Genomic DNA, 22,647 nt, shown 5'->3' with positions numbered 1-22,647 from the left:
AGACTAAATGCCCGCACGTTTCGCCCGGCTGCGTATCGCCGGATTTAAGAGTTTTGCAGATCCGACGACCGTGGAAATCCTTCCCGGTCTCACCGGTGTAGTCGGGCCAAATGGCTGCGGGAAGTCAAACGTCATCGAAGCACTGCGCTGGGCGATGGGCGAAGCCAACGCCCGCAACATGCGTGGCAACGAGATGGAAGACGTGATCTTCGCCGGTACGGCGGGCCGCACAGCGCGCAATCTGGCGGAGGTCACCCTTACCCTAGAGGAAACGCTGGGCCTTGCCCCTCCGCCCTTCCAGGATGCGCCTGACCTCGAAATCTCCCGTAAAATCGAGCGCGGCTCCGGCAGCAACTATAAGGTCAATGGCAAAGACGCCCGCGCCCGTGACGTGCAGACCTTGTTCGCGGATCTCGCCTCCGGCTCCCGCGCTTCGGCCATGGTTAGCCAGGGCCGCGTCGGCGCCTTGGTCTCCGCCCGGCCCGAGGAACGCCGCGCTTTGCTGGAAGAAGCCGCCGGCATCACCGGCCTGCATGCCCGCCGCCATGAAGCAGAACTGAAACTGCGCGCCGCCGAACAAAACTTGCTCCGCGCGGATGATCTGAAAGGCCAGCTTGAAGCTCGCCTAGGCGACCTTAAAAAACAAGCCCGTCAGGCGACGCGCTATAAAAACCTCTCCGGTAATATCCGCACCGCCGAGGCGGAATTGCTTTCCATCCAACGGGCCATCGCCGTAAAAACGCGTGAAGCTGCCGAGGCCGCCTTTACCGCCGCCGAAGCGCGGGTGGCGGAAGCTGCCGCCAAAACCGAGGAAGCCGCCACCAAGGCCCAGGAAGCCGAAGCCGCCTTGCCTGTCTTGCGCGATGCTGAAGCCGAGGCCCGCACCGTGCTGGAACGCGCGCGAATCGCGGCTGAGCAGGTCAAAGAAGCAGAATCCCGTGCCCGTGCTGCCCTGAACGAAGCCAAAACCCGCCTGGACGCCCTCACCCGCGACCACGGCCACGCCCAGAAGCTGGTGGCGGATGCACAAGCCGCAAGAGCCCGTCTGGAAGCCGAGCAAAGCGCCTTACAGGAAGATAGCAGCGCCGCACCCGCTGCGATTGACGAGGCCGCCAACGCTGCCGAGGCCGCCCTGGAAACCATGCGCGCCGCCGAGGCCGCCAACACCCAGGCCACCGAGGAGGCTGCCCGCATCGCCGCCGAGGCCGAAGCCGCCCGGCGCGCCTTGGCCGAGGCCGAAACCCGCGCCCGCCGCCTTATCCAGCGCGCCGCCGAAACCAAGGCTGAATACGAGAAGGTCGCCGCTACGCTGATCCCGCCCGAGCGCGTGCAAGCCGCCGAGACCGAACGCAACGAAGCTGAAACCGCCCTTGCCGCCGCGCGTGAGGCCGTATCTACCGCCGAGGCCATGCGCGCCAAAGCCGAAGCTGAAGCCGCCGAAGCCCGCACCACCGCCGAGGCAGAACTGGCCGGGGCCCGCTCCCGCGCCTCCTCCCTGGAAGCCGCAGCCACCAAAGTCAGCACGGAATATGACGCGCTGGCGGCCCTGCTGGCCCAGAAATTCGGCCGCGAAACACAACCCATTCTCGACGCCATCACCGTGCCGCCAGGGCTAGAAGCCGCTTTGGGCGCGGCATTGCGCGAGGAACTCTCTGCCTCCGCTGACCCGCAGGCCGCCCGCCATTGGCGCGCCCTGCCCGCTTTGGAAACCCCAACCACCAAATTGGAAACCTTCGCCGCCCTGGCGCAGGGGCCTGAGGCACTCAAACGAGCCCTCTCCCACATCCTGTTGCTGCCCGAAGGCGAATCCGGCGACCTCTACCAGCCCAATCTCACGCCAGGGCAGATCCTGGTCTCGCGGGAGGGCGCGCTCTGGCGTTGGGACGGCTATACCGTCCGCGCGGGCGCCGCCTCGGAAGCCGCCGTGCGCCTCAAACAACGCAACCGCTTGGCTGAGTTGGAGCGCGACCTCACCACCGCGCGCGAGGCCGCCCAGACCGCGAAGGATGAACGCCTAAAGGCCGAAGCCACCGAGCGCGAAGCCCGCGCCAATGAGGCAAAGACCCGTGAAACCCATCGTGCCGCTGAAACCCAGGCCCGCGAGACCCGCCGCTTGGCCGAGCAGCGTTTCGATAAAGCTCGCAACGAGGCCATCCGCCTCACCGCAGAGGCCGAGCGTGGCCAAAGCCGCGCTGCCGCGGCCGAAACCCAGCGTGACCAGGCCGCCGCCGAAGCCACCGAGGCCGAATGCGCCCTCAATGCCATGCGTGAAACCCACGCCGCCCTGCCAGACCTCAACGCCGCGCGTCAGGCAGTCGAACAAACCCGCGCCGCCCTGAACACGGCCCGCCAGACCGAAGGCGCCGCCCGCGCCCGCCTCACCGCGCTGCGCCATGCTGAAACCCAGCGCGCCCAACGCCAGGAAAGCCTAACCCGCGAGCTGGCTAGTTGGGCGGAGCGCGGCAAAGACTCAACAGACCGGCTTAAAGACCTCACCGCCCGGCTGAACGAGGCGCAAAGCGCCATCGAAACGCTGCACACTGCCCCGACCGAGGCCGAAACCTCACACAAAGAGGCGCTCGAAGCCCTGCAAGCCGCCGAGGCCGCGCATCAACGCGCCGCCAAAATCTTGCAGGAGGCAACCGCCACCGCCGAATCCTCCACTCGCCAAGCCCGCACAGCCGAGGCTGAACTCAGCACCGCCCGGGAGTCCCGCGCCCGCGAGGAAGGCAACATCACCGCCGCCAAACATGCCTGGGGCACAGTGGCGGAGCGGATTCTGGAGCGCCTGGGCGCCAACGCCACCCTGCCCGACCCGCCGGAACAGCTTACCTCGGAATCCGAGGACAAAGCCCGTAAGCGCTGGGAAAAACTGGTCCGCGAACGTGAGGAGATGGGCGCCGTCAATCTCCGCGCCGAGATCGAGGTGAACGAGGCCGAACAAGCCATCGCAACCATCGACAAGGAGCGTGACGAAATCACCTCCGCCATCGCCAAGCTGCGCGGCTCCATCGGCCATCTCAACCGCGAGGGACGCGAGCGTCTAAACACCGTATTCGCGGAAGTGGACCAGCATTTCCAAACTCTGTTCACCCGCATGTTCGGCGGCGGCAAAGCCCATCTGGCGCTCGTCGGCTCGGATGATCCGCTTGAAGCCGGACTGGAAATCTTTGCTCAGCCGCCCGGCAAAAAACTAAGTACGCTGTCCCTACTTTCAGGCGGCGAGCAGGCATTGACGGCACTGTCCCTCATCTTCGCCGTGTTCAAATGCAACCCCGCCCCCATCTCGGTGCTGGATGAGGTGGACGCGCCTCTGGACGACGCCAATGTCGAGCGCTTCTGCAACCTGTTGGAAGATATGGTCCGCGAAACCGGCACACGATTCCTGGTCGTTACCCACCATCATCTCACCATGGCGCGGATGGATCGGCTCTATGGCGTGACCATGCAAGAGCGTGGCGTCTCCCGCCTGCTCTCGGTCGATTTCCATAAAGCGATGGACATGGTGGACCCCGGCCACGCCATGGCGGCCGAGTAGCCAGCTCCTCAGGCTTTCGGCACAGACCCTGTGTACGGCGGCGGCGCAGCCTGCTTCGCGGCGGCCGTCTCCGCCGCGCTCAACGCCACCACGCTGCCCAGCGCCTCCGTCATCGTCGTCGGCACCAGAATGGTCGCCCCCCGGTCTTTATTCATGTCGTAGATCAGCCCCATCTGCCTGATTTGCAACGCTACCGGGTTTTCCTGATAAATCCGCGCCGCATCCACAATCTGCTGCGCGATGGCGATTTCCGCACTCGCCAGCGTCACGCGTGCCTGCTTTTCCTTCTCCGCCTGGGCGTTACGGCTCATCGCATCATTCAACTCAGGCGGAATCTTCACATCCCTGATTTCCACGGCAATATCACCAACGCCCCAGCCATCAGACTTATGACGGATCAGCATTTGCAGCCGCTCGTCCATCGCCTCACGATTGGAGAGAATATCAGACAAGTTGGTGGCCGAGATCACCTCACGTAAAGAGGTCTGGGCAATCTGCGCAATCATGCCCTGGTAATCCGTCAGCTCGGTGGCAGCGCGTTTCACATCGGTCACGCGCCAGAACAGGATTGAATCCATCGTCACGGAAACAGCATCGGCGGTCAGCGTGTCCTCGGCGGAAATGCGCGTGCTTTGCCGGCGTGTGTCAACCACCGCGTACACGGTCTCAATCGCCGGGATCAAAAAATATAGCCCTGGCCCGCGCACCCCGGCAAAGCGTCCCAATCGCAGCACCACGGCGCGCTCCCATTCCGCCGCCGTGCGCAAGGTAAGTGCCAGAACTACCCCCACAACAATCACGATGGCACCAAATATGTGCACAGGCAGCAAATAACTAAGCCCCGCCCCGGCAGCGATAATCAGCAAAGCAATTACGGTTACGGCATTATTCATTTGTGCCTCCTGTTCCGTAGCCAGAATAGCAGTTTTACCGCCTGCCCGCGACTCGGCGCCAATGTTACCAAGCCTGCATGACAATGCCCGTTCTGCTCACCGCCCTCACGCTTATCGCCGCTTTTGGCGCACTTGTTTTTGCCTTTCTTTCCTGGCGCACGGCACAGAACGCCCCGCAGCACCTGAAGCTGGAGCTTGAGAAAGGTCTGACGGGCAACCGGGCGGAAGCAGAGTTCACCCGCGCTGCCCTCAACGCTATGGAAGGGCGGCTGAACAGCGCCATCCAGACCGGCACAACGGATGCGCTCTCCAAATCCTTTGAACAGATTTCCGGCGCCACCCAGAATGTGGCCAGCACGGTTGAGAACCTGCGCCGTCAGGCAGCCGAGGATGCACAGAAAACCGCCCACCTGCTGGAAACACGCCTGACGGAAATGCAGGCCGCCAGCACCGCCGCCCTAACCCGCACCTTTGAGCAAATGCAGTCCACCACCCAAAACATTGCAGCCACACTCGACCGGCTTCGCCAGCAAGCCTCTGAGGACGCGCAAAAAACCACCCAAACGCTGGAAACCCGGCTCAGCGCCATCCAAACCAGTGTGAACGAGAAGCTACATGAGGCGGTAGAGCAGCAAATGAACGCCTCCTTCGCCCGCGTGTTGGAGCAATTCGCCCAGGTGCAACAGGCCATGGGCGAGGTGCAGTCCGCCGCCAAGCAGGTGGGTGATCTGAAACGCCTGTTCTCCAACGTGAAAACCCGTGGCGGCTGGGGCGAGGCGCAGTTGGCCACCATGCTGGAGCAGATTCTCCCACCTGGCGCCTTCCAGAAAAACTTCGCCCTGAAAGACACATCCCGCGAGCGTGTGGATTTCGTGCTGCGCATGCCCTCGCGCGAGGTCGTCTGGCTGCCAATCGACGCGAAATTTCCCACCGAGGATTATGACCGCCTGCTGCTGGCCGCCGAAAGTGCTGATGTCGACGCCGAGCGCCTCGCCCGCGAAGGTGTAGCCGCCCGCGTGCGCGGCGAAGCCCGAAAGATCCGCGAGAAATATATCTGTCCGCCGGAAACCGTTGATTTCGCGGTGCTTTATCTCCCCAGCGATGGTCTGTTCGCCGAGGTCGCGCGGATCCCAGGCTTGATTGATGACGTGCGGCAGAAAGAACGCGTCATCATCCTCGGCCCCTCTTTGCTGCCCGCCATGCTACAAACCATCCATCTCGGCCATGTGACGCTGGACCTGGAGAAACGCGCGGGCGAAATCGGGCAGATTCTTGGGGCCACCAAGACGGAAATGGTGAAAATGGACGAGGCTCTGGCAAAACTCGCCCAGAACGCCAGCACAATGAGCAACAATATCGAAAAGGCCCGCACCCGTACCCGCGTCATGGGGCGCGTACTGAAAAACGTAGAAATCGTGGAGAACAACGCTGCCCAAACCCTGTTGGGGCTGGAGGATGGCGGAGAGTTAGACTAGCCGCACACCCGCCCGGTTATCAGCAATCATAATCATAGGCGGTGAGTTCAAAAGCGATGCCGGTTCGCGCCGCCATCTGGGCCACAAGGTCATTGAGGTCGTCCGCCTTTTCACCCTCCGCGATGGTTACCTCCTTCACGGGGCAGTCTTCATAGCCGGTGGCGCAGCAGGCCATGAGGGTGCTTCCACCGCGCCCCTTTGCTGGCAAAACCCGCCTTACCTTGAAGAGTGCAATTTGCGCCATCGGAATGATCAGCAACGCATCCTCGCAAGCAATCAGGGCCCGCCCATCGGCCGAGCACCCGAACCGCCCCCGCAACCTCTCCTCCCCCTCGTACGGAGCACGCATATATTCCAGCCAGTTCTCCCGGAAATAAGCGTCTTCAAGAGGTTGACGCGGTGTTTTCAACTGCCAGTTGCGTGTTTCACCCAACGGCTTGAAGTCATCCAGCCAAACGCGTTCATGTTGCGCCAATGGCGGACGCCAACCCGTATTCACCGCCATTGAGCAAGCGTTTACCAGCCTTGGGTCCCGCTTATGCGCGTTATTATTCCCAAACCAACGTTCCCGCCGTTCAGGCGGCCATACCGTAAGGCGTATAGACGCCGCGCCCCAACGCCAGACCGCCGATCTGGTATTATAAACATCGCGCACCTCTGCCGGCCCGAATAACCGCGCGCATTGGACAACCGCATGCTGGATATTTTCTTCCGTGTCGTCACCGACAGATAAATAAGCCGAGAGCCTCACAGGCGGCATCGCCGGAGAAAACCGCGACAGAGCCAAAAAGCTGAGCGGATACAAAAGATCCCTCAGAGGCGGCGGACTGACCTGCAGATATACTTCTTCAAAACTAAAAGGCGAATCGACCCGAGTGCCGTATTTCAACATCAATTCACCGCGCGTCAGCCGCCAAGGAACCGCTGTACCATCCAACCACCCCTGCACGGGGTTAGCGGCGGGGCTTTGTTCCTGTTCACGCCTATGCGTCAAGATTCGGGCCCATTTTTTCAACATCACGCCAACATCATGTCACGGTTCAAATGCCATGCTACGCTCGGAAATGCGCCGTCAAAAGTCCATAGCTTGCCACGCCGGAAGGTCTGGCGCAAAACACTCCCATGCTGCGCCGGTTACTGCTCCTCAGCCCCCTGGCCCTAGCCGCCTGCCATCACCAGCTCTCGTCGCAGGACGTAAACGTCCGCGGGCTGATCCCGCCGCTCGCCTTTACCATGACGGACGTGGAAACTGGCAAGCAGGTCACCGCCCAAGATTTCTACGGCTCCGTGGTGCTGCTTTATTTTGGCTATACCAACTGCCCGGATGTCTGCCCCACCACGCTTTACAACATGCAGCGCCTGCAAAAGGCGATGGGCAAATCCGCCAGCAAGGTGAAAATCCTGTTCGTGACCGTGGACCCGTACCGGGACACGCCCAAGGTTCTCTCCCAATACGCCGCCTTGTTCGGCAGCAATGTGGTCGGGCTACGCGGCACGCAGGACCAGTTGTACGCCCTGGCACGGCGCTACCGGGTGGTGTTCTCTGTAGTGAAAAAGCCGGTCTATACCGTTACTCACTCAGCGGCGGTTTATGTATTCAACACCAAGGGCCAGCCCGAATTCATCATTGCCGGCCTTAGCACCAGGGACCCGGACATCAAAGGCATCGCCAGCGACCTGCGGCACGTCGCCGAGGAATAGCCGTCCAGGCGTGTTCCCGCGTCAAGGACAACACGCCTTACCTTTGCTAAACAGGTGGCATGACGCATCAGAATCAGCCGGACAACTGGCGGACCATCAGCCTCTGGATGGAAGGCGTTGAGGCGCCACTTACCCCTCGTCCAGCCCTGGCCACGGACATCACCGCCGACATCGCCATTATCGGCGCGGGCTATACCGGGCTCTGGACAGCTTATTACCTGAAAACGCACGCCCCGGACTTGAATATCGTCATATTGGAAGCTCAAACTGCGGGCTTCGGCGCCTCTGGCCGCAATGGCGGCTGGGTGATGGGTGCGGTGCTGGGGGAAGATCGCCTCACCGGCCACCTGCCTGAGCCGCAGCGGCATGAAAGCTGGGCCTTGCTACACGGTATCCCGGATGAGGTCGGCCGCGTGGTCCAGGCTGAATCCATCGCCTGCGATTTCCGTAAAGGCGGCACACTCTATTGCGCCGCCCGCTACCCGGAGCAGGAACGCAGACTGCGCGACTGGTTGCGGGAAATGCACGCCGAGGGCCAGACCGAAGCCGATGCCCGCTGGCTCACCCCCGCCGAACTAACGCAGGAGATTCGGATTCCCGGCGCTTTGGGTGCCATCTACACCCCGCATTGCGCCACCATCCAACCCGCCCGGCTAGCACGCGGCTTGGCTGACGCGGTGGAACGGCTGGGGGTGAAAATCTACGAGCAAAGCGCTGTCATCGCCTGGCAACCGGGCGAGTTGCGCACCGCCCAGGCACGCATCAAGACAGATTGGGTGGTGCCCGCCGTGGAAGGCTACGCCACCACGTTGCCGCCCCTGGGCGATTATCAACTGCCGGTTCAAAGCCTGCTCATCGCCACCGAGCCGCTGCCGGAAGATGTTTGGGCCGGAATCGGGCTCTCCCGCGGCCAATCCTTTAGTGAGTTCAGCCGTCAGGTCACATACGGCCAACGCACGGCGGATAACCGTCTCGCGTTCGGCGCGCGGGGCGGCTACCGCTTCGGCGGCAAGCTGCGGACGGACTTCAATCTGACGGAGGCAGAGGAGCATCTCCGCCGCTATCTGCTGGGTGAAATCTTCCCGCAATTACAAAATGTCACCATAACCCATCGCTGGGGCGGCAATCTCGGTATGTCACGCCGCTTTCAACCGCACATGCTGGTGGACTCGAAGAATCGAATTGCCCTGTCCGGCGGCTATGGCGGGGAGGGCGTGGGCGCATCCAACCTTGGTGGCCGCACGCTGGCGGACCTCATTCTCGGACGGAACAGCCTGGAGACAACCCAGCCCTGGGTGATCAAAGACAAAACCATCTCGCAGGCCCTGCGCCGGTGGGAGCCGGAACCGCTGCGCTGGCTGGGCTATAACGCCATCATCGCCAGCTTCGTGCATGAGGATCAGGTTTTAGCCAACCCACACAGTGCCCCCTGGCGGCGGCGGCTGGCCGAAGCCCTGGCCGCGCGCATGGAAGGACTGATGCGTTAAGCCTCAGCTCCGGTAGGAGCCGTTAATGTCGATATAACCGTGGGTCAGATCACAGGTCCAAACCGTGGCCTTGCCCTCCCCCAGTCCAATATCGACGGTTATCTCAATCTTTCGGCCCTTCATGTGCGCCACCACCGGCGCTTCATCATAGCCGGGCACCACGCCGCCCGCGCGGGCCATCCACACACCGCCAACCGCCACGCCAAGCGTGTCCCGATCGGCCGGTTCACCTGCCTTGCCCACGGCCATCACAATCCGACCCCAATTGGCGTCCTCCCCCGCAATGGCGGTTTTCACCAGCGGTGAGTTGGCAATGGCAAGACCAATCTTCTTAGCGGAAGCATCGCTTACCGCGCCCTGCACATTGATGGTCACGAATTTCTGCGCGCCCTCGCCATCCCGTACCACCAGCAGCGCCAACTCATGCAGCACCTGATGCAGCGCCTCCCTGAAACCGGTGAGGTCAGCATTGAGGTCATTCCCGGCCTGCCCGGTGGCGAACAGCAGGACCGTGTCAGAGGTCGAAGTATCGGAATCAATGGTCACGCAATTGAACGTGCGCTCCACCCCGCCAGCCAGCATGTCCTGCAAGGCCGAGGCGGGAATCGCCGCATCCGTGAAAATAAAGCACAGCATCGTCGCCATATCGGGCGCGATCATGCCCGACCCCTTGGCGATACCGTTGATCCGCACTGTCTTGCCGCCAAGCTCCACCGTCCGGGTGGCGCCCTTGGGGAACGTGTCGGTCGTCATGATCGCCTTGGCTGCCTCGGCGAAGCGGTCTTGCTTGAGGCTAGCCTTCAGCCCGTCCATTACCGCGACAATGCGTTCCGCCGGCAGCGGCTCGCCGATCACGCCGGTCGAGGCCAGAAAAATCTGTTCCGGCGCAGTGCCGAGGGTGGTGGCTGCGGCCTGCGCCGTGGTTTCAACGGCGCGCACACCAACGGCACCGTTGAACACGTTGGCATTGCCCGCATTCACCACCAACCCGCGCGCCAGTCCTCCGGGCAGCACCTGGCGGCACCAAGTCACCGGCGCGCCAGGGCAGAGGTTGCGGGTAAATACCCCCGCAACTGCCGTACCCGCGGCCAACTCGGCCAGCAGCACATCCGTCCGCCCTTTATAGCGGATACCAGCCTCGGCCGTCGCCAACCGCACACCGGCGATGGGCGGCAGTTCCGGCATCGGCAACGCCAAAGGAGACACAGGCAACTGGCCGGCCATGGCGGCTTACTTGCTGCTGTCGCTGGAGGACGGAGCGGACTTCTCCTCCGGCAGCGGCTTACCGTTCGCGTCGAACACCTGGATCTTCACCTGGCCGCGCACCTTGTCCAGCACGTTCTGCACCGCTTGGTCAGCAAGCTTCTGGCGGATTTCCTGCTTCACGTCATCCAGGGACGGGGTCGGCGCGGTCCTGTGGCCTTCGTTCAGGATCACATGCCAGCCGAACTGCGTTTGCACCGGGGTCTTGGTGTACTCGCCCTTCTTCAGCGCAAAGGCGGCGTCAGCAAAGGCTGGCACCATCTCGTCCTTGGAGAACCAGCCCAGTTCACCGCCATTCTTCGCACCGGGGTCGATGCTGTCCTTCTCCGCCAGCTTGGCGAAGTCAGCGCCCTTGTTGAGCTGCTTGATAATGTCCTCCGCCTTCTCCTTGGAGGACACCAGGATCTGCCGCGCATCCACCTGCTCGGGGCCCGGCTTACCTGCATAATGCTGGTCATAATAAGCTTGCACAGCGGTGTCGGTCACCTGCGCGGCCACAGCCTTCTGCACATAGGCATTCTCAAGCTGGACATTGGCAGCGGCCTTCATCCGGGCGGCCACATTGGGGTCTTTCTCCAGCCCCTCCTTCTGCGCGGCGATCAGCAGCGCCTTGCGGTCCACCTCCTGGTTGATCAGCAGCGGCAGCAGCTTCTCAGGCGGGAGCTGCTGCATCTGCGGCGGGATATTCTGCGCATCCGCCTGAATGTCGCTCATATGAATTTTGATATTATTCACTGTGGCAACAACCGGGTTGGAATCCGCCGGGGCCGCCGTCTTGGAAGAATCCGCGGAAGATGTGGTCGCTGCGAAAGCAGCCGGCGCGGCCAGGGCCAGCGAAAGGGCCAGGGCGGAAAGCGTAGGCAAATGGCGCATCTGTCGAACCTTATTCTTTGAAGGATGTGGCTCCTATGAGCCAAACCCCAAGCCGGGGCAAGACTTGGCCGGTTCCGGCACGGCGTTGTATGCCGCAGGCATGATTGTACGCCCCCGCCCGTCCGGCCTTGGCCTTGTGTTCGCCTTACGCGGCTCGATATTGCCCATGATCGCCACACGACTGGCGGTGATTGTGCTGCTTTCATGCGTCGTAGTGTGGCTGCATCATATCTGGCCGGTGCATGTCGGGGTGGCGAGCGTAGCACCCTTCACCCTGCTCGGGCTGGGCCTGTCCATCTTTCTCGGCTTCAGAAACAACTCCTGTTACAATCGCTGGTGGGAGGGCCGCCAGCAATGGGGCGCGCTGATCTCTACCTCACGCAGCTTCCTACGGGACATTAACGCCCTGTTGCCGGAGGACGACCCTTTGCGCCGCCGCGCCGCCCACCGTATCGGCATGTTCGCCCACGCGCTCCGCACGCAACTGCGAGGTAGCCAGACCCAGCCCGCACCTGACTGGCTGCCCGCTGGCGGATGGGCCAGGCCCGTCCGCAACCGCCCCGGCCTGCTGCTCAGCGAACTGGCGTCGGAATTCGCCGAACGGATGCGCGCCGGCGAAATCTCGGACATCAGCTACCGCCTCTTCTCAGACCACATGACCACGATGACTAGCATCCAGGGCGCGTGTGAGCGGCTGCGCGCTACCCCCATGCCCTTCGCCTATTCCCTGATGCTGCACCGCACCGTCTGGCTGTTCTGCCTCCTGCTGCCCTTTGGCATGGTGGATATTCTGGGTCTGGGCACCCCACTTCTCACGCTCGTGCTGGCTTATTCCTTCCTGGGGCTAGACGCACTGGGTGAGGAGCTGGAGCAACCTTTCTCTGCCACCCCCAATGGCTTGCCGCTGGATGCCATGGTCCGCATCATCGATATCGCGGTGGCCGAGACACTGTGCGACCCTACGCCAGAGCCCTTGCACCCCCAAAACTTCGTCCTGCTCTGATCCGGGTCATTTGACCCTGCCTGCCCTGGCGATTATGTCAGCGGGCAGTTCTCTTTTATAAGTGCGGATTTCATCCCGATCATGCTTTCCAGCCTCGCCCGCGCCGTTTTCGGCTCCAGCAACGACCGTGCCCTGAAAAGCTATAAGCGCCGGGTCATCGCCATCAACGCCCTTGAACCCCAAATGCAGGGGCTGGACGATGCCGCTCTGACCGCCAAGACGCTGGAGTTCAAGGAACGCCTCGAAAAAGGCGAGACCCTGGACGACCTGCTGGAGGAAGCCTTCGCCGTGGTGCGCGAGGCCGCCAAGCGCGTTCTAGGCATGCGACATTTCGACGTGCAGCTCATCGGTGGCATGGTGCTGCATGACGGGCGGATCGCCGAGATGAAGACCGGCGAAGGCAAAACGCTGGTCGCCACTCTGGCGGTGTATCTCAACGCCATCAACGGCAAGGGCGTACATGTCGTCACCGTGAACGACTATCTGGCCAGCCGTGACGCCGCGCAGATGGGCCAGCTTTACGGCTTCCTGGGCTTGTCGACCGGCGTGATCATTCCCGGCGTGGAAGAACCCGAACGTCGCACCGCCTATGCTGCTGACATCACCTACGGCACTAACAACGAATTCGGCTTCGATTACCTGCGCGACAACATGAAGTACCGCCTGGAAGACATGGTCCAGCGTCCCTTCAGCTTCGCCATCGTGGACGAGGTGGACAGCATCCTCATCGATGAAGCTCGCACCCCGTTGATTATCTCCGGCCCGTCTGACGAGCCGACTACCCTTTACGCCCAGGTGGACGCGGTAGTGGAAGCCTTCCTGGCCAAAGGACAGGTGGCCGAAGACGGCAAACATGAATTTTATGAGAAAGACGAAAAAGCCCGCACGGTGAACATGACCGAGCTGGGCGCCGAAACGGTTGAGGAAATGATGCAGTCCGCCGGATTGCTGAATGGCGGGCTTTACGACCGCACCAACGTGCCGCTGGTGCATCACGTCCAGCAATCCCTGCGCGCCCGCACGCTGTTCACGCGGGATGTGGATTACATTGTCCGCGAAGGCAAAATCGTCATCATCGACGAGTTCACCGGCCGTATGCTGGAAGGCCGCCGCTATTCGGATGGCCTGCATCAGGCGCTGGAAGCCAAGGAACGGGTTGAGGTTCAGCAAGAGAACCAGACCCTGGCCTCCATCACCTTCCAGAATTATTTCCGCCTCTACCCCAAGTTGGCAGGCATGACTGGCACGGCCATGACCGAGGCCGATGAATTTGACGAAATCTACAAGCTCTCGGTTGTCGAAATCCCCACCAACCTGCCAGTGGCGCGCGACGACCAGGATGACGAGGTCTATCGCACCGCCGCAGAGAAATATGAGGCAGTGGCGAAGCTAATCGAGGAATGCCGGGGCCGGAACCAGCCCGTTCTGGTTGGCACCACGAGCATCGAGAAAAGCGAGATCATCTCCAACCTGCTCACCCGCAAGGGCATCAAGCACAGCGTGCTGAATGCACGCTTCCATGAGCAGGAAGCCAAGATCGTCGCCCAGGCCGGTGCGCCGGGGGCCATCACCATCGCCACCAACATGGCGGGCCGTGGTACGGACATTAAGCTCGGCGGCAATTACGAAATGCGCTTGGCACTGGAGCCGGACATCGACCCCGCCGCACTTCGCGCCGAGATCGACGCCAATCATGATGTGGTGAAAAACGCTGGCGGCCTGTTCGTCATCGGCACCGAGCGTCATGAGAGCCGCCGTATCGACAACCAGTTGCGCGGCCGCTCGGGCCGTCAAGGCGACCCCGGCGCCTCACGCTTCTTCCTGTCGCTTGAAGATGACCTCATGCGCATTTTCGGCTCCGAACGCATGGGCGGAATGCTGCAGAAGCTGGGGCTTCAGGAAGGCGAGGCCATCATCCACCCCTGGATCAACCGGGCGTTGGAAAAGGCGCAGAAAAAGGTCGAAATCCGCAATTTCGACATGCGTAAGAACGTGCTGAAATACGACGACGTGATGAACGACCAGCGCAAAGAGGTTTACGCCCAGCGCCGCGAGTTCATGAGCACGGACAGCGTCGCGGATGTCGTCACGGAAATGCGTCATGACGTAATCGCCGCGATGGTCGAAAACCGGGTGCCAGAAAAAGCCTTCGCCGAACAATGGCAGTCCGCCGAGTTGGCCGTCGATGTGAAGCGCGTTCTCGCCCTCGACCTACCCGTAGAGGAATGGGCCGCCGAGGAAGGCATCGACGAAGTGCATCTGCGCGAGCGAATCGAGGACGCGGCCAATGCGGCCGCCGCCGCCAAGGCCGAGCAGTTCGGTCAGGAACTCAACGCCTATATCGAAAAATCCATACTGTTGCAGACACTTGACCATGTCTGGAAAGAGCATCTGCTGGCGCTGGATTATCTGCGCCAGGGCATCGGCCTGCGTGGCTATGGCCAGCGCGACCCGCTGAACGAATATAAGCGCGAAGCATTCATGATGTTCGCCGCGATGCTGGACGACCTTAAGGAGCGGGTGACCCTGGCAATGGCCCATGTCGCCGTGCAGCCCGTGGCCGAGCCGCCTCCTCAGCAAATGTTCGAGTCTCACCCCGCTCCGGGGGAGCCGGCTCTGACTGACCCGGTGATGGAAGGCTTCATTTCAGAAGAAGTGAACCCTGCCCAACCTGAAAGCTGGGCTTCCACACCGCGCAACGCCCCCTGCCCCTGTGGCTCCGGCAAGAAATACAAATATTGCCACGGAAAGCTATAAAGCTTTAAAATTCAACAACTTTGACGGGTCGAAACAACCCTGTTTAGGCTATACACATTCTAGACACCGCAGCATTTGATGCATTTTCGCTGCGGTTCTAGACAGAAGTTCGAAAAACCTGCACGACATAACCCGGATGGAGGGCAGCAAAGTTGTGCTGCGCCTCGGAAGTGCGCTGTATCAAGCGCGTGTGCGACTTAGAGCCACTTGCCTTTGACTTGAATCTTGCTCTTCCGGCACGGTCAGGTTTTAAGATTCATAAGTTTCCGGTTGGAACAGGCGGCCATTGGTAGGTCATCGTCGCGGATAAGCCTACTCTCAGGATTTGCGTGATCGTGTTTCGGCAGTGCTGCAGTGGTTGGTGCGCGCTTTGCGGTCAGCCGCTCCTACGTCATCAAAGCGCGGCACCGCCGTGACCGCCAGGGCGGTCCGTGCGTTAGCGGACAACGCTCCCATACGCCCACCAAGCTGGCCGGGTATGACGCTATTTTGCATGCGCGTATACAGACCTAGCCCGACGCAACGTTGTCGGAACTGGTGGACTGGGGAGAGACGGAGCTTGGCATTTCGCTCACCATCAAGGCCATTCGGAAACGGCTGAACGCGCTTGATCTGACGCTCAAAACTTGCCAAGGGCCGTTCCACATATGAGTGAGAGCCAGATCTCAATGGAATTCAACACTGGCATCCATGAAACCGGCAGCAACCCGTCTTGTGGAGACAAACTAACAATTAATCAGTACGATGAGCTCATATAACGCTTATAGGCTGCAACCCAATCACTAGCGATTGCGTGACGGGCATTGTTCAGCGACAGGTCGCCACGACAAACGAGCTTGTGTAACCTGTTTTCAAGGCGATCTTTGCTGTGACTTCCTAAGTTACCTGGCACGTAATGTGGCTCGGGCCAAAGGTTCTGTGGCGACGTAGGAGACCCACCAAGTTCAAGGGGAATAAGGTGGTCTTCTTCATAATCTCCCAAGCGGCGATCCTCATAGCGATAGGCGCGAATCTGCGATCGCTTCAGTTTTTCAGTATAATATTCAGGCGGTCGAACTTTACGTGTCCAGCCACGCACGCAGATTGTTGTGCCGATATTGCTCTGGGTAACGTGAGTATTAATAGCGCCTGGGGTCATGCTTGGATTGGGTAGTCCAGTGCTCGGCTGCCAAGCCGCCAGAACAACGCCAAATGCAAGTTTAGACAATGTCAACATATAAAATTCCCTAGACCTAACTCCGAGGCCAGGCTGATGGAGCGGTCCAGCCGATCAAGGTCAATATCTCATAGACGCCATGTACCCCTCGAAAGCTTCATTTCTAAAAAGAAATATTCAGCTGGCTTGAAGAACGCTATGGGAGGATCGAAGCATATTGATGATCGGCAATTGCTTGAGTTCTTCAAGGTCAACTCAGATGGCCGGGCATAACTCACGCTCTTCGCATTGCACTTTTTGCTCATATTTTTTTTCTTCAGCTAGCTGAACACCTATAATTACATCCGGTATTGGCTTGCGCGGTCTAACCGGACGAGGCCCGTTGCCCCTGAAATAGTCTTCCAACAGCTTTTGATTAGCCTCAATTAATCCAGCTGCGTCATTTTTTCCGGTTGCTTTTAACTCCGCGATCGCCTTGGGCATCATGGCGATTATTTTAGACACGGTCTTAGACGTACTCATCAAACATACCCCTTAGTCGCTTGAAGATGCGGCCTGGCCTTCCATAACAACCAATTACAAAAAAGTTACCTTGTAAAGCCTGTTTTATATCCTTAAACTGCCTGTCATAAAAAATTTTAATGATGCAGGGGCTAACCACTAGGCCATGTCTGCAGACCGAACTTTTCTGGACGCCCTGTAAGCCGTTCAGCAAGCTTTTCGTCTGCGGGCGATCGCCTGAATGTCCCGGCATTGGATGGATGTGCAACAGTAAGCCGAGCGCATCAACATCAGCGCGCAGCTTGGCCGTCAGCCCCCGCGTGAACGGCCAGAGGCGGAAACTCCCCCCTCTTTTGCTCAGCACATAAGCAGGGCATATATTAACTTACAACCCCTAACTTCAAAGTAAGAACATGTTAGGGAAAGGACCACTGTAAAAAGCATGAATCGTGGAAATTCTGGATATCTGGGCGTTAAATAGGTATGAGAACAAATAATATGACTAATGAAGCCCCGCGAAAGGCAAACCTTATCGATGAACAAATTGGGCAAAGATTTCGCCTAAGGCGTACGGCGGTCGGTTTGACACAGGCTGATTTAGCAAAGCTTTTGGGCGTTACATTTCAGCAGATACAAAAATATGAAAGGGGCATTAATCGGATAAGTGCATCGCGGCTATATGAAGCAGCAAAGCACCTAGATATCTCAATTTCTTATTTTTTTGAGAGCGGAGATGGCGATCTAATTTAATTCCAATTCCTTCTAAGAAAACCCGGAATAAACTCATGTTTCCGCAATCACGAGGAGAATTTTTTATTTCATTGAAGGAATAAATTTCTGATGCGAAGGGTAAACTTTGCAAGCGTTGGATCTAAGCATCTAGCAAGACGCCCCTTCCTATAGCACGATCTGCCTGATCGGCACGGAAATTTAGAACGGTGTAAAAACGCTTTACCCAACAGTTCGAAGCATTTTTCTGAAAGCCGATTTTTAATGATCGGACATGAAGTCCTGAAACCAACACGTTATGCTCAACAGTATACGACGCCGCCCGTGGGCGTGGCATCCGCCTCATCAGTGCAGCCGCTCGCCGCAGGCTAGTTCAATCAGATCGAAAATCGATGGGAGGGCGCGGAAAGTAGCCTAAATCATCTAGGAAACCTTCCAAGCCCCGGAGTGTAACTCGATACGTTGTTCTTGACGCGGCAAGCGAATGAGATAGTTTGTTTGCTTATCAAATTAATATATGAAGAGTTATGGACACGCTGAACAAGCTGATGATTTCTGAACCATTTTCAAAACAATCTAGCCTTGAGTCGTGCCTAAGGTGGGTCATTCGACATGTTGGCACTCCCAGGGGTTATAATTGAGATTGCGGAATCGGCCAGGAGGCGAGAGTGTCGGTCATCTCGTTGCCTGCGGTATCCAAGCCGCCGCGTTTCTAAAGGCAAAGGCGCGGCCCCTTGTCGCTGGCCTGTAACCTTTCAACATAATCCTACTCAATGCCGGTAGCGGCGGCACTGATCTGAACCTGCACCCGGTCATACAGCAACCCAAACAGCTCTTCCTCCGTCCAGTCATTCCCGATGTCGTGGGAAAGCCGTCAGGCAGACGGAGATCACGGTCTCGCGCAGCCAGCGGTGGGCGGGATCAGCATCCGTGCGGGGATGCCACATCGCCGATATCGCTATCTCCGGCGTCGGGACGGGTAGCTGGAAGCTAACCAAGCCCTGTATGAGCGGATCACCACCCATCAGACCGATATCGAAACACGAGCGCGGTACGAGCGCGATGAGGTTTGACTGGCGCGCAATACGCAAAGCATCGGGAAAGCCGGGTACGACGGCGACGATCTGCCGTCTGAATCCCAACTTCTCCAGCGCCTCATCCACCGGCCCCGTGAAAGCCCCCTTTCGCGACACTACGACATGTTTGTACGCCACATAGCGCTCCGGCGTTATGGTCGCCTCCAGCAATGGGTGCCCATCCCGAACCACCCCCAGAAATCTATCGCGGAAGAGGAGATGTGTTCGCACCTCCGGTGCAAAGTCCCCAAGAACCCCGATTTCTAGATCGACTAGCCCAGCCCGAAGCGGTTCGGCGTCCTTGATAGGTTTGGGCGCGAACCGTAGGCTGACATGTGGCGCCGCTTCCGCGACGGCCGCCACCAGCGGCGCGCAGAATAACCCGATAAAGCCCTCATTAGCGCGAATGACAAATGTCTGCTCCAGCGTGGCGGCGTCCAGCCGGTCATTCTGAGGGGTAAGAACCACCCGCACCTCATGGGCCAACTCGTGAACCCGATCACGCAACGCTACGGCACGCGGTGTGGGAACCAGCCCGCGCCCGGCGCGCACCAGCAGCGGGTCGCCTGTTGCAGATCGCAGCCTTGCCAAAGTCCGGCTCATGGCAGAGCTGCTTAAGCCGAGCCGACGCGCCGCTCCGGTCACGCTCCCCTCGGTCAAAAGGGCGTCGAGCGCCCGCAGCAAATTCAAATCCAGACTGTCCATGACCGAGCTTATACACTCGAGCGGCCAAGACATAGCGTCTTCCGCAACTATATTGTGCATCTCATGCGGCTGGCGCCAAGTCACGACCTCAACCATATCCGCTGTCAATATACCGCCTTGAAGGATCATCACATGTCCACGAATATTGCACATGATACTACCGGCACGGCCCTGATCATCGGCGCGTCGCGCGGCCTTGGATACGCCATAGCCGCCGAGCTCTTGAAAAAAGGCTGGAACATCATCGGCACGGTCAGGTCCGGCGCACGAACTGAGCTGCACGATCTCGCTGATAAACACCAGGACCGGGTGGCGATTGAAATCCTCGACATCAACGCGTCAGATCAGATCGCGGCGTTGCGCGATCGTCTGACAAGCAGGGTACTCGACATTCTTTTTGTCAATGCTGGAACCACGACGCACGATCAGCATGTCCATGTTGGGCAGGTGAGCACGGAAGAATTCACATACGTCATGGTTACCAACGCGCTGAGCCCCATGCGTGCCATTGAAGCATTGCAGGATCTCGTCCCGAAAAATGGCCTGATCGGCGCCATGTCGTCAGGACAGGGCAGTATCAGCAATAATGAAAATGGCGGACGGGAGGTCTATCGCGGCAGCAAAGCGGCGCTCAACATGTTCATGCGGTGCTTCGCAGCGCGTGAGGCACATCCGCAGCGCGCCATGGTCGTCATGGCGCCGGGCTGGATTCGCACCGGCCTGGGCGGGCCTGACGCGCCGCTCGGCCTTGAGGAAACCATTCCCGACATTGTGAACACTTTGCTCACAAAACGTGGAAAGTCTGGCCTGGAGTATCTCGACCGCACGGGCCAAACTGTCCCATGGTAAGTGGAGTTATGCCTGAGGGCCTCGCCTTACGCCGGAACTCTCGCAGCCATTTTTAAAGAAAAAGCACTCTCGGCAGTCTCCCACGTATAACACGCGGGCGGCACCCCCGCGCGCTTTGAGAACGCCACCCTGACGGGACTAGCGGGTTAATTTGCGCTGAGATTTGAAGTGGGTGGATGCCCGCTCCCGACGGCATCGCGATGTGCCAAACTGATATTGGTCAAACGTCGCAGTAAAGAAAGCGCATCAAGGGACGAGGCCATTATACGACTGGATCTCGCAAAGCAGCCTTTTCAGTTTCACGGTGAGCTGCGGGATGGAAATACGGACTTTCGGAAGAAATTGGCGCGTATGCAGTTGATCTTCTTTCTGGCGAAGGCGCCGCATTGCATTACGGCTATGGCAGGCTGAGCAGCAGCGCGAGTAGCAAACCGGCGGCCGCGCGACATTCGCGCCGCTGTTATTTACACTTGACCAAGCCTTCCAGTTTGACGGGAGCGAGGACTAGGCTGCTATCGCGGACGAAAGGAGGAAACCGCATGTCGTGCACGCAAAGCTGTCGCATAGTCGTCCATGCCTTTCCGCTGCAGACCCGCGAAATGTTGTTTTATACGCTAGCAGAGAATACCAGGAGAGAGTGTCCGTCCCTTGTGTATGGCCAATTTGGTCTATGCTTCCAAAGGGGAGCATGAAAGATGACGATTTCGAATGAGTTACTGAAGGGGTGCAAGCGGCCCGAGGACCTGCTTGGTGATACCGGGCTGATGAAGGAACTGAAGATCCTGCTGATGGAGCGGATACTGGGCGCGGAATTGATGGCGCATCTGGGCTATGAGGCTAGTGCGGAACTGCCGTCTGATCAGCCCAACCGGCGCAACAGTGTTTCGACGAAGCGGGCGAAGGGCGCAGATGGCAAGGTGCGGGTTGCCGTGTCCCGGGATGGTGATGGCAGTTTCGAACCTGAGTTAGCGAAGAAGGGCCAAACCCGATAGACGGGGTGGATGACAAGATCATTGAGCCTTACGCCGCAGGTCCGTCTCTGCGCGATATTCGGGCGCATTTGTCAAACGGCATTCAAACGAGATGCCTGATCGGCGTGCAAAAAGCTCTTACCAAGGGCCGTCCCACATATGCGTCGGAGCCCTTATTCCATGCCGACCCACATATTATAGTCAAATACTTGACCAACACCACTATTGCACATCGCACTATAGCCTGGGCGAACGGCTTGGTGGTCGACGATTTTTGGCTCACCGTAGTGACGAAAGAGTGTAGATGAGCCAAAAATCCTCCTTTATTCAGAAAGCTAGGTTTGTCTTATGGGCGCTGACGGGCATGGCCAACTGTTTCCCCGCACTTGGCGGCCTGAAGCGGCCCTCGAAAAGCGCTCATGGTCTTGCCCCGTTTTGTACAACACCATAGCGCGGGCGTTCATATCAACCAGCTTGGCCTTTGCGCTCATACCAACACCATGCCACCGTCGACTAGCATGCTCTGCCCGGTCATGTAGTCGGACCCTTCTGAGGCGAGAAAGATCGACACGCCGACCAAGTCGTCGGGACGCGAGGCGCGGCCCAGCAGAATGTCGGCCGAGAAACCCTCGAAAGCCTCGTTGTCGCGGTTCGTCAGCCCCTCGTCCTTGAAGCCCTTGTCTATTAGCTTCCACATGTCAGTGGCGACGACGCCGGGACAGATGGCATTGACATTGATCTTGTACTTGCCGAAGGCGCGGGCGGCGGCCTGAGTCAGCGCCACCACGGCGAACTTGCTGGCCGAATAATGCGCCAAGGGCTCGTAGCCCTGCTTTCCCGCGATGGAGGCCGTGTTGACAATCTTGCCGCCTCCGCCCTGGGAGATAAACTGTTTCGAAGCTTCCTGAATGCAGATCAGCACCCCCATGGCGTTGATGTCCATGACCCGGTACCAGTCGTCTTCGGTGATATCGTTGAACTGCTTGACCTGCGCGATTCCGGCATTGTTGAACATTGCGTCCAGTCGGCCATATTCCGCAACGGCGCGGGCGATCAGCGCCTTGACGCTGGCACGGTCGGTCACGTCGGCGACGATGCCGATGGCCTGACCGCCAGCGTCTCGTATCTCGGCGGCAGTAGCTTCAGCGGTGACAGAATCGATGTCGGCAATCACTAAGCGGGCGCCCTCCTTGGCCAGCCCTTCTGCAATAGAGCGGCCAATGCCTCGGCCCGAGCCGGTCACGATGATACTGCGGTTTTCGACGGTATTGCTCATGGATTTTCCTCCCATTTTGAAAATCCGCCCCGGCTGTGGGGCGGCCGGATATCCGGTTCGCCTTACTTGACTTTTCCATCTGCGCCATATGCCCGGCATGGGCGATGCAGATGTGTCGCCGCGCCCTTGAGGCCAAAGCATGATAGTATAGACATACATCAAGCTAACAAATTAGTAGGTGCTACTTAGCACCTACTCTACTGTACCAATGAAATATCGCCGGTTTAGCACGGGCAGATGACAAGTTCGGTGCCACAATTAGAACGCGTACTTCAGATAGAAACGGCTGCTGAAGTACGGGTTGTTGTAGTGAACATTGGACTCAGAGCTGTTCTGGGCAAACGCGGCATCGGTATCCCAGGCAACGGAGAGGCCCTTGAGCACATCGGCAAGG

Annotated in this window: 18 protein-coding genes and 1 pseudogene; 10 read left to right on the top strand and 9 right to left on the bottom strand. The window is 59.3% G+C overall.

All coding sequences use genetic code 11. The features are described from left to right. Positions 1–7 precede the first annotated feature (7 nt). Positions 8–3,538: a chromosome segregation protein SMC gene (gene smc / locus BUB54_RS11550; RefSeq protein ID WP_048877349.1), complete on the top strand. Its 3,531-nt coding sequence runs from the start codon at positions 8–10 to the stop codon at positions 3,536–3,538. Positions 3,539–3,546: 8 nt separating this feature from the next. Here smc and BUB54_RS11545 read toward each other — a convergent pair whose 3' ends face one another. Further along, positions 3,547–4,431, bottom strand: a complete 885-nt coding sequence (locus BUB54_RS11545) for an SPFH domain-containing protein (RefSeq protein ID WP_048877350.1) — start codon at positions 4,429–4,431, stop codon at positions 3,547–3,549. A gap of 77 nt (positions 4,432–4,508) precedes the next feature. Here BUB54_RS11545 and rmuC point away from each other — a divergent pair, with 77 nt between their 5' ends. Next, a complete protein-coding gene (gene rmuC / locus BUB54_RS11540) occupies positions 4,509–5,906 on the top strand; it encodes a DNA recombination protein RmuC (protein ID WP_052948273.1) in 1,398 nt (465 codons plus the stop codon). 19 nt (positions 5,907–5,925) lie between these two features. Here the strand turns inward: rmuC and BUB54_RS11535 are convergent, their stop codons facing one another. Next, a complete protein-coding gene (locus BUB54_RS11535) occupies positions 5,926–6,900 on the bottom strand; it encodes a hypothetical protein (RefSeq protein ID WP_139284884.1) in 975 nt (324 codons plus the stop codon). Positions 6,901–7,028: 128 nt separating this feature from the next. Here BUB54_RS11535 and BUB54_RS11530 point away from each other — a divergent pair, with 128 nt between their 5' ends. Beyond that, the gene (locus BUB54_RS11530; protein WP_048877352.1) at positions 7,029–7,607 is read left to right on the top strand and encodes an SCO family protein; all 579 of its coding nucleotides are present in this window, start codon (positions 7,029–7,031) and stop codon (positions 7,605–7,607) included. Positions 7,608–7,666: 59 nt separating this feature from the next. Continuing rightward, entirely contained in the window at positions 7,667–9,094 is a 1,428-nt protein-coding gene (locus BUB54_RS11525) for an NAD(P)/FAD-dependent oxidoreductase (RefSeq protein WP_048877353.1), read from the top strand. A gap of 3 nt (positions 9,095–9,097) precedes the next feature. Here the strand turns inward: BUB54_RS11525 and argJ are convergent, their stop codons facing one another. Further along, complete coding sequence (gene argJ, locus BUB54_RS11520; RefSeq protein WP_048877354.1) at positions 9,098–10,318, bottom strand: bifunctional glutamate N-acetyltransferase/amino-acid acetyltransferase ArgJ; 1,221 nt, start codon at positions 10,316–10,318, stop codon at positions 9,098–9,100. Positions 10,319–10,324: 6 nt separating this feature from the next. Beyond that, entirely contained in the window at positions 10,325–11,230 is a 906-nt protein-coding gene (locus BUB54_RS11515; RefSeq protein ID WP_048877355.1) for a peptidylprolyl isomerase, read from the bottom strand. Between the two features lie 100 nt (positions 11,231–11,330). On the opposite strand from BUB54_RS11515, the gene BUB54_RS11510 reads away from it, so the two are divergent. Beyond that, complete coding sequence (locus tag BUB54_RS11510) at positions 11,331–12,233, top strand: bestrophin family protein (RefSeq protein WP_048877372.1); 903 nt, start codon at positions 11,331–11,333, stop codon at positions 12,231–12,233. Positions 12,234–12,314: 81 nt separating this feature from the next. Continuing rightward, positions 12,315–14,990, top strand: coding sequence for a preprotein translocase subunit SecA (gene secA / locus BUB54_RS11505; protein ID WP_048877356.1), 2,676 nt, complete (start codon positions 12,315–12,317; stop codon positions 14,988–14,990). 318 nt (positions 14,991–15,308) lie between these two features. Here the strand turns inward: secA and BUB54_RS20810 are convergent, their stop codons facing one another. The 3 genes from BUB54_RS20810 to BUB54_RS11495 form a co-directional block, all read right to left on the bottom strand. After that, entirely contained in the window at positions 15,309–15,485 is a 177-nt protein-coding gene (locus tag BUB54_RS20810; protein WP_175556504.1) for a hypothetical protein, read from the bottom strand. Between the two features lie 241 nt (positions 15,486–15,726). Next, complete coding sequence (locus BUB54_RS11500; RefSeq protein ID WP_073211649.1) at positions 15,727–16,206, bottom strand: hypothetical protein; 480 nt, start codon at positions 16,204–16,206, stop codon at positions 15,727–15,729. A gap of 195 nt (positions 16,207–16,401) precedes the next feature. Beyond that, positions 16,402–16,668 carry a hypothetical protein gene (locus tag BUB54_RS11495; RefSeq protein ID WP_148359164.1) on the bottom strand — a complete coding sequence of 89 codons (267 nt, stop codon included), beginning with the start codon at positions 16,666–16,668 and terminating at the stop codon, positions 16,402–16,404. A 477-nt stretch (positions 16,669–17,145) separates the two neighbouring features. On the opposite strand from BUB54_RS11495, the gene BUB54_RS11485 reads away from it, so the two are divergent. Beyond that, positions 17,146–17,397 carry a helix-turn-helix domain-containing protein gene (locus BUB54_RS11485; RefSeq protein ID WP_052948275.1) on the top strand — a complete coding sequence of 84 codons (252 nt, stop codon included), beginning with the start codon at positions 17,146–17,148 and terminating at the stop codon, positions 17,395–17,397. 827 nt (positions 17,398–18,224) lie between these two features. On the opposite strand, the gene BUB54_RS11480 is transcribed toward BUB54_RS11485, so the two are convergent. Continuing rightward, a complete protein-coding gene (locus tag BUB54_RS11480; RefSeq protein WP_048877375.1) occupies positions 18,225–19,157 on the bottom strand; it encodes a LysR family transcriptional regulator in 933 nt (310 codons plus the stop codon). 132 nt (positions 19,158–19,289) lie between these two features. Between BUB54_RS11480 and BUB54_RS11475 the strand changes: the two genes are divergently transcribed. The 3 genes and pseudogenes from BUB54_RS11475 to BUB54_RS11465 all read left to right on the top strand — a co-directional run bounded on the left by BUB54_RS11475 (position 19,290) and on the right by BUB54_RS11465 (position 20,998). After that, entirely contained in the window at positions 19,290–20,006 is a 717-nt protein-coding gene (locus tag BUB54_RS11475; RefSeq protein ID WP_048877358.1) for an SDR family NAD(P)-dependent oxidoreductase, read from the top strand. A gap of 427 nt (positions 20,007–20,433) precedes the next feature. Continuing rightward, positions 20,434–20,614: pseudogene (locus BUB54_RS21515) on the top strand (IS21 family transposase); the annotation flags it as partial. A gap of 87 nt (positions 20,615–20,701) precedes the next feature. Beyond that, a complete protein-coding gene (locus BUB54_RS11465) occupies positions 20,702–20,998 on the top strand; it encodes a transposase (RefSeq protein WP_048877360.1) in 297 nt (98 codons plus the stop codon). A 466-nt stretch (positions 20,999–21,464) separates the two neighbouring features. Here the strand turns inward: BUB54_RS11465 and BUB54_RS11460 are convergent, their stop codons facing one another. Further along, positions 21,465–22,253: an SDR family NAD(P)-dependent oxidoreductase gene (locus tag BUB54_RS11460; RefSeq protein ID WP_048877361.1), complete on the bottom strand. Its 789-nt coding sequence runs from the start codon at positions 22,251–22,253 to the stop codon at positions 21,465–21,467. Positions 22,254–22,647: the final 394 nt, after the last annotated feature.

The sequence above is a fragment of the Acidocella aminolytica 101 = DSM 11237 genome, assembly GCF_900129125.1.
In the GTDB taxonomy this organism is placed as follows: Bacteria; Pseudomonadota; Alphaproteobacteria; order Acetobacterales; family Acetobacteraceae; genus Acidocella; species Acidocella aminolytica.
The sequence above is the reverse complement of the archived record's forward strand: the minus strand, read 5'-3'. Positions and strand labels throughout refer to the sequence as shown.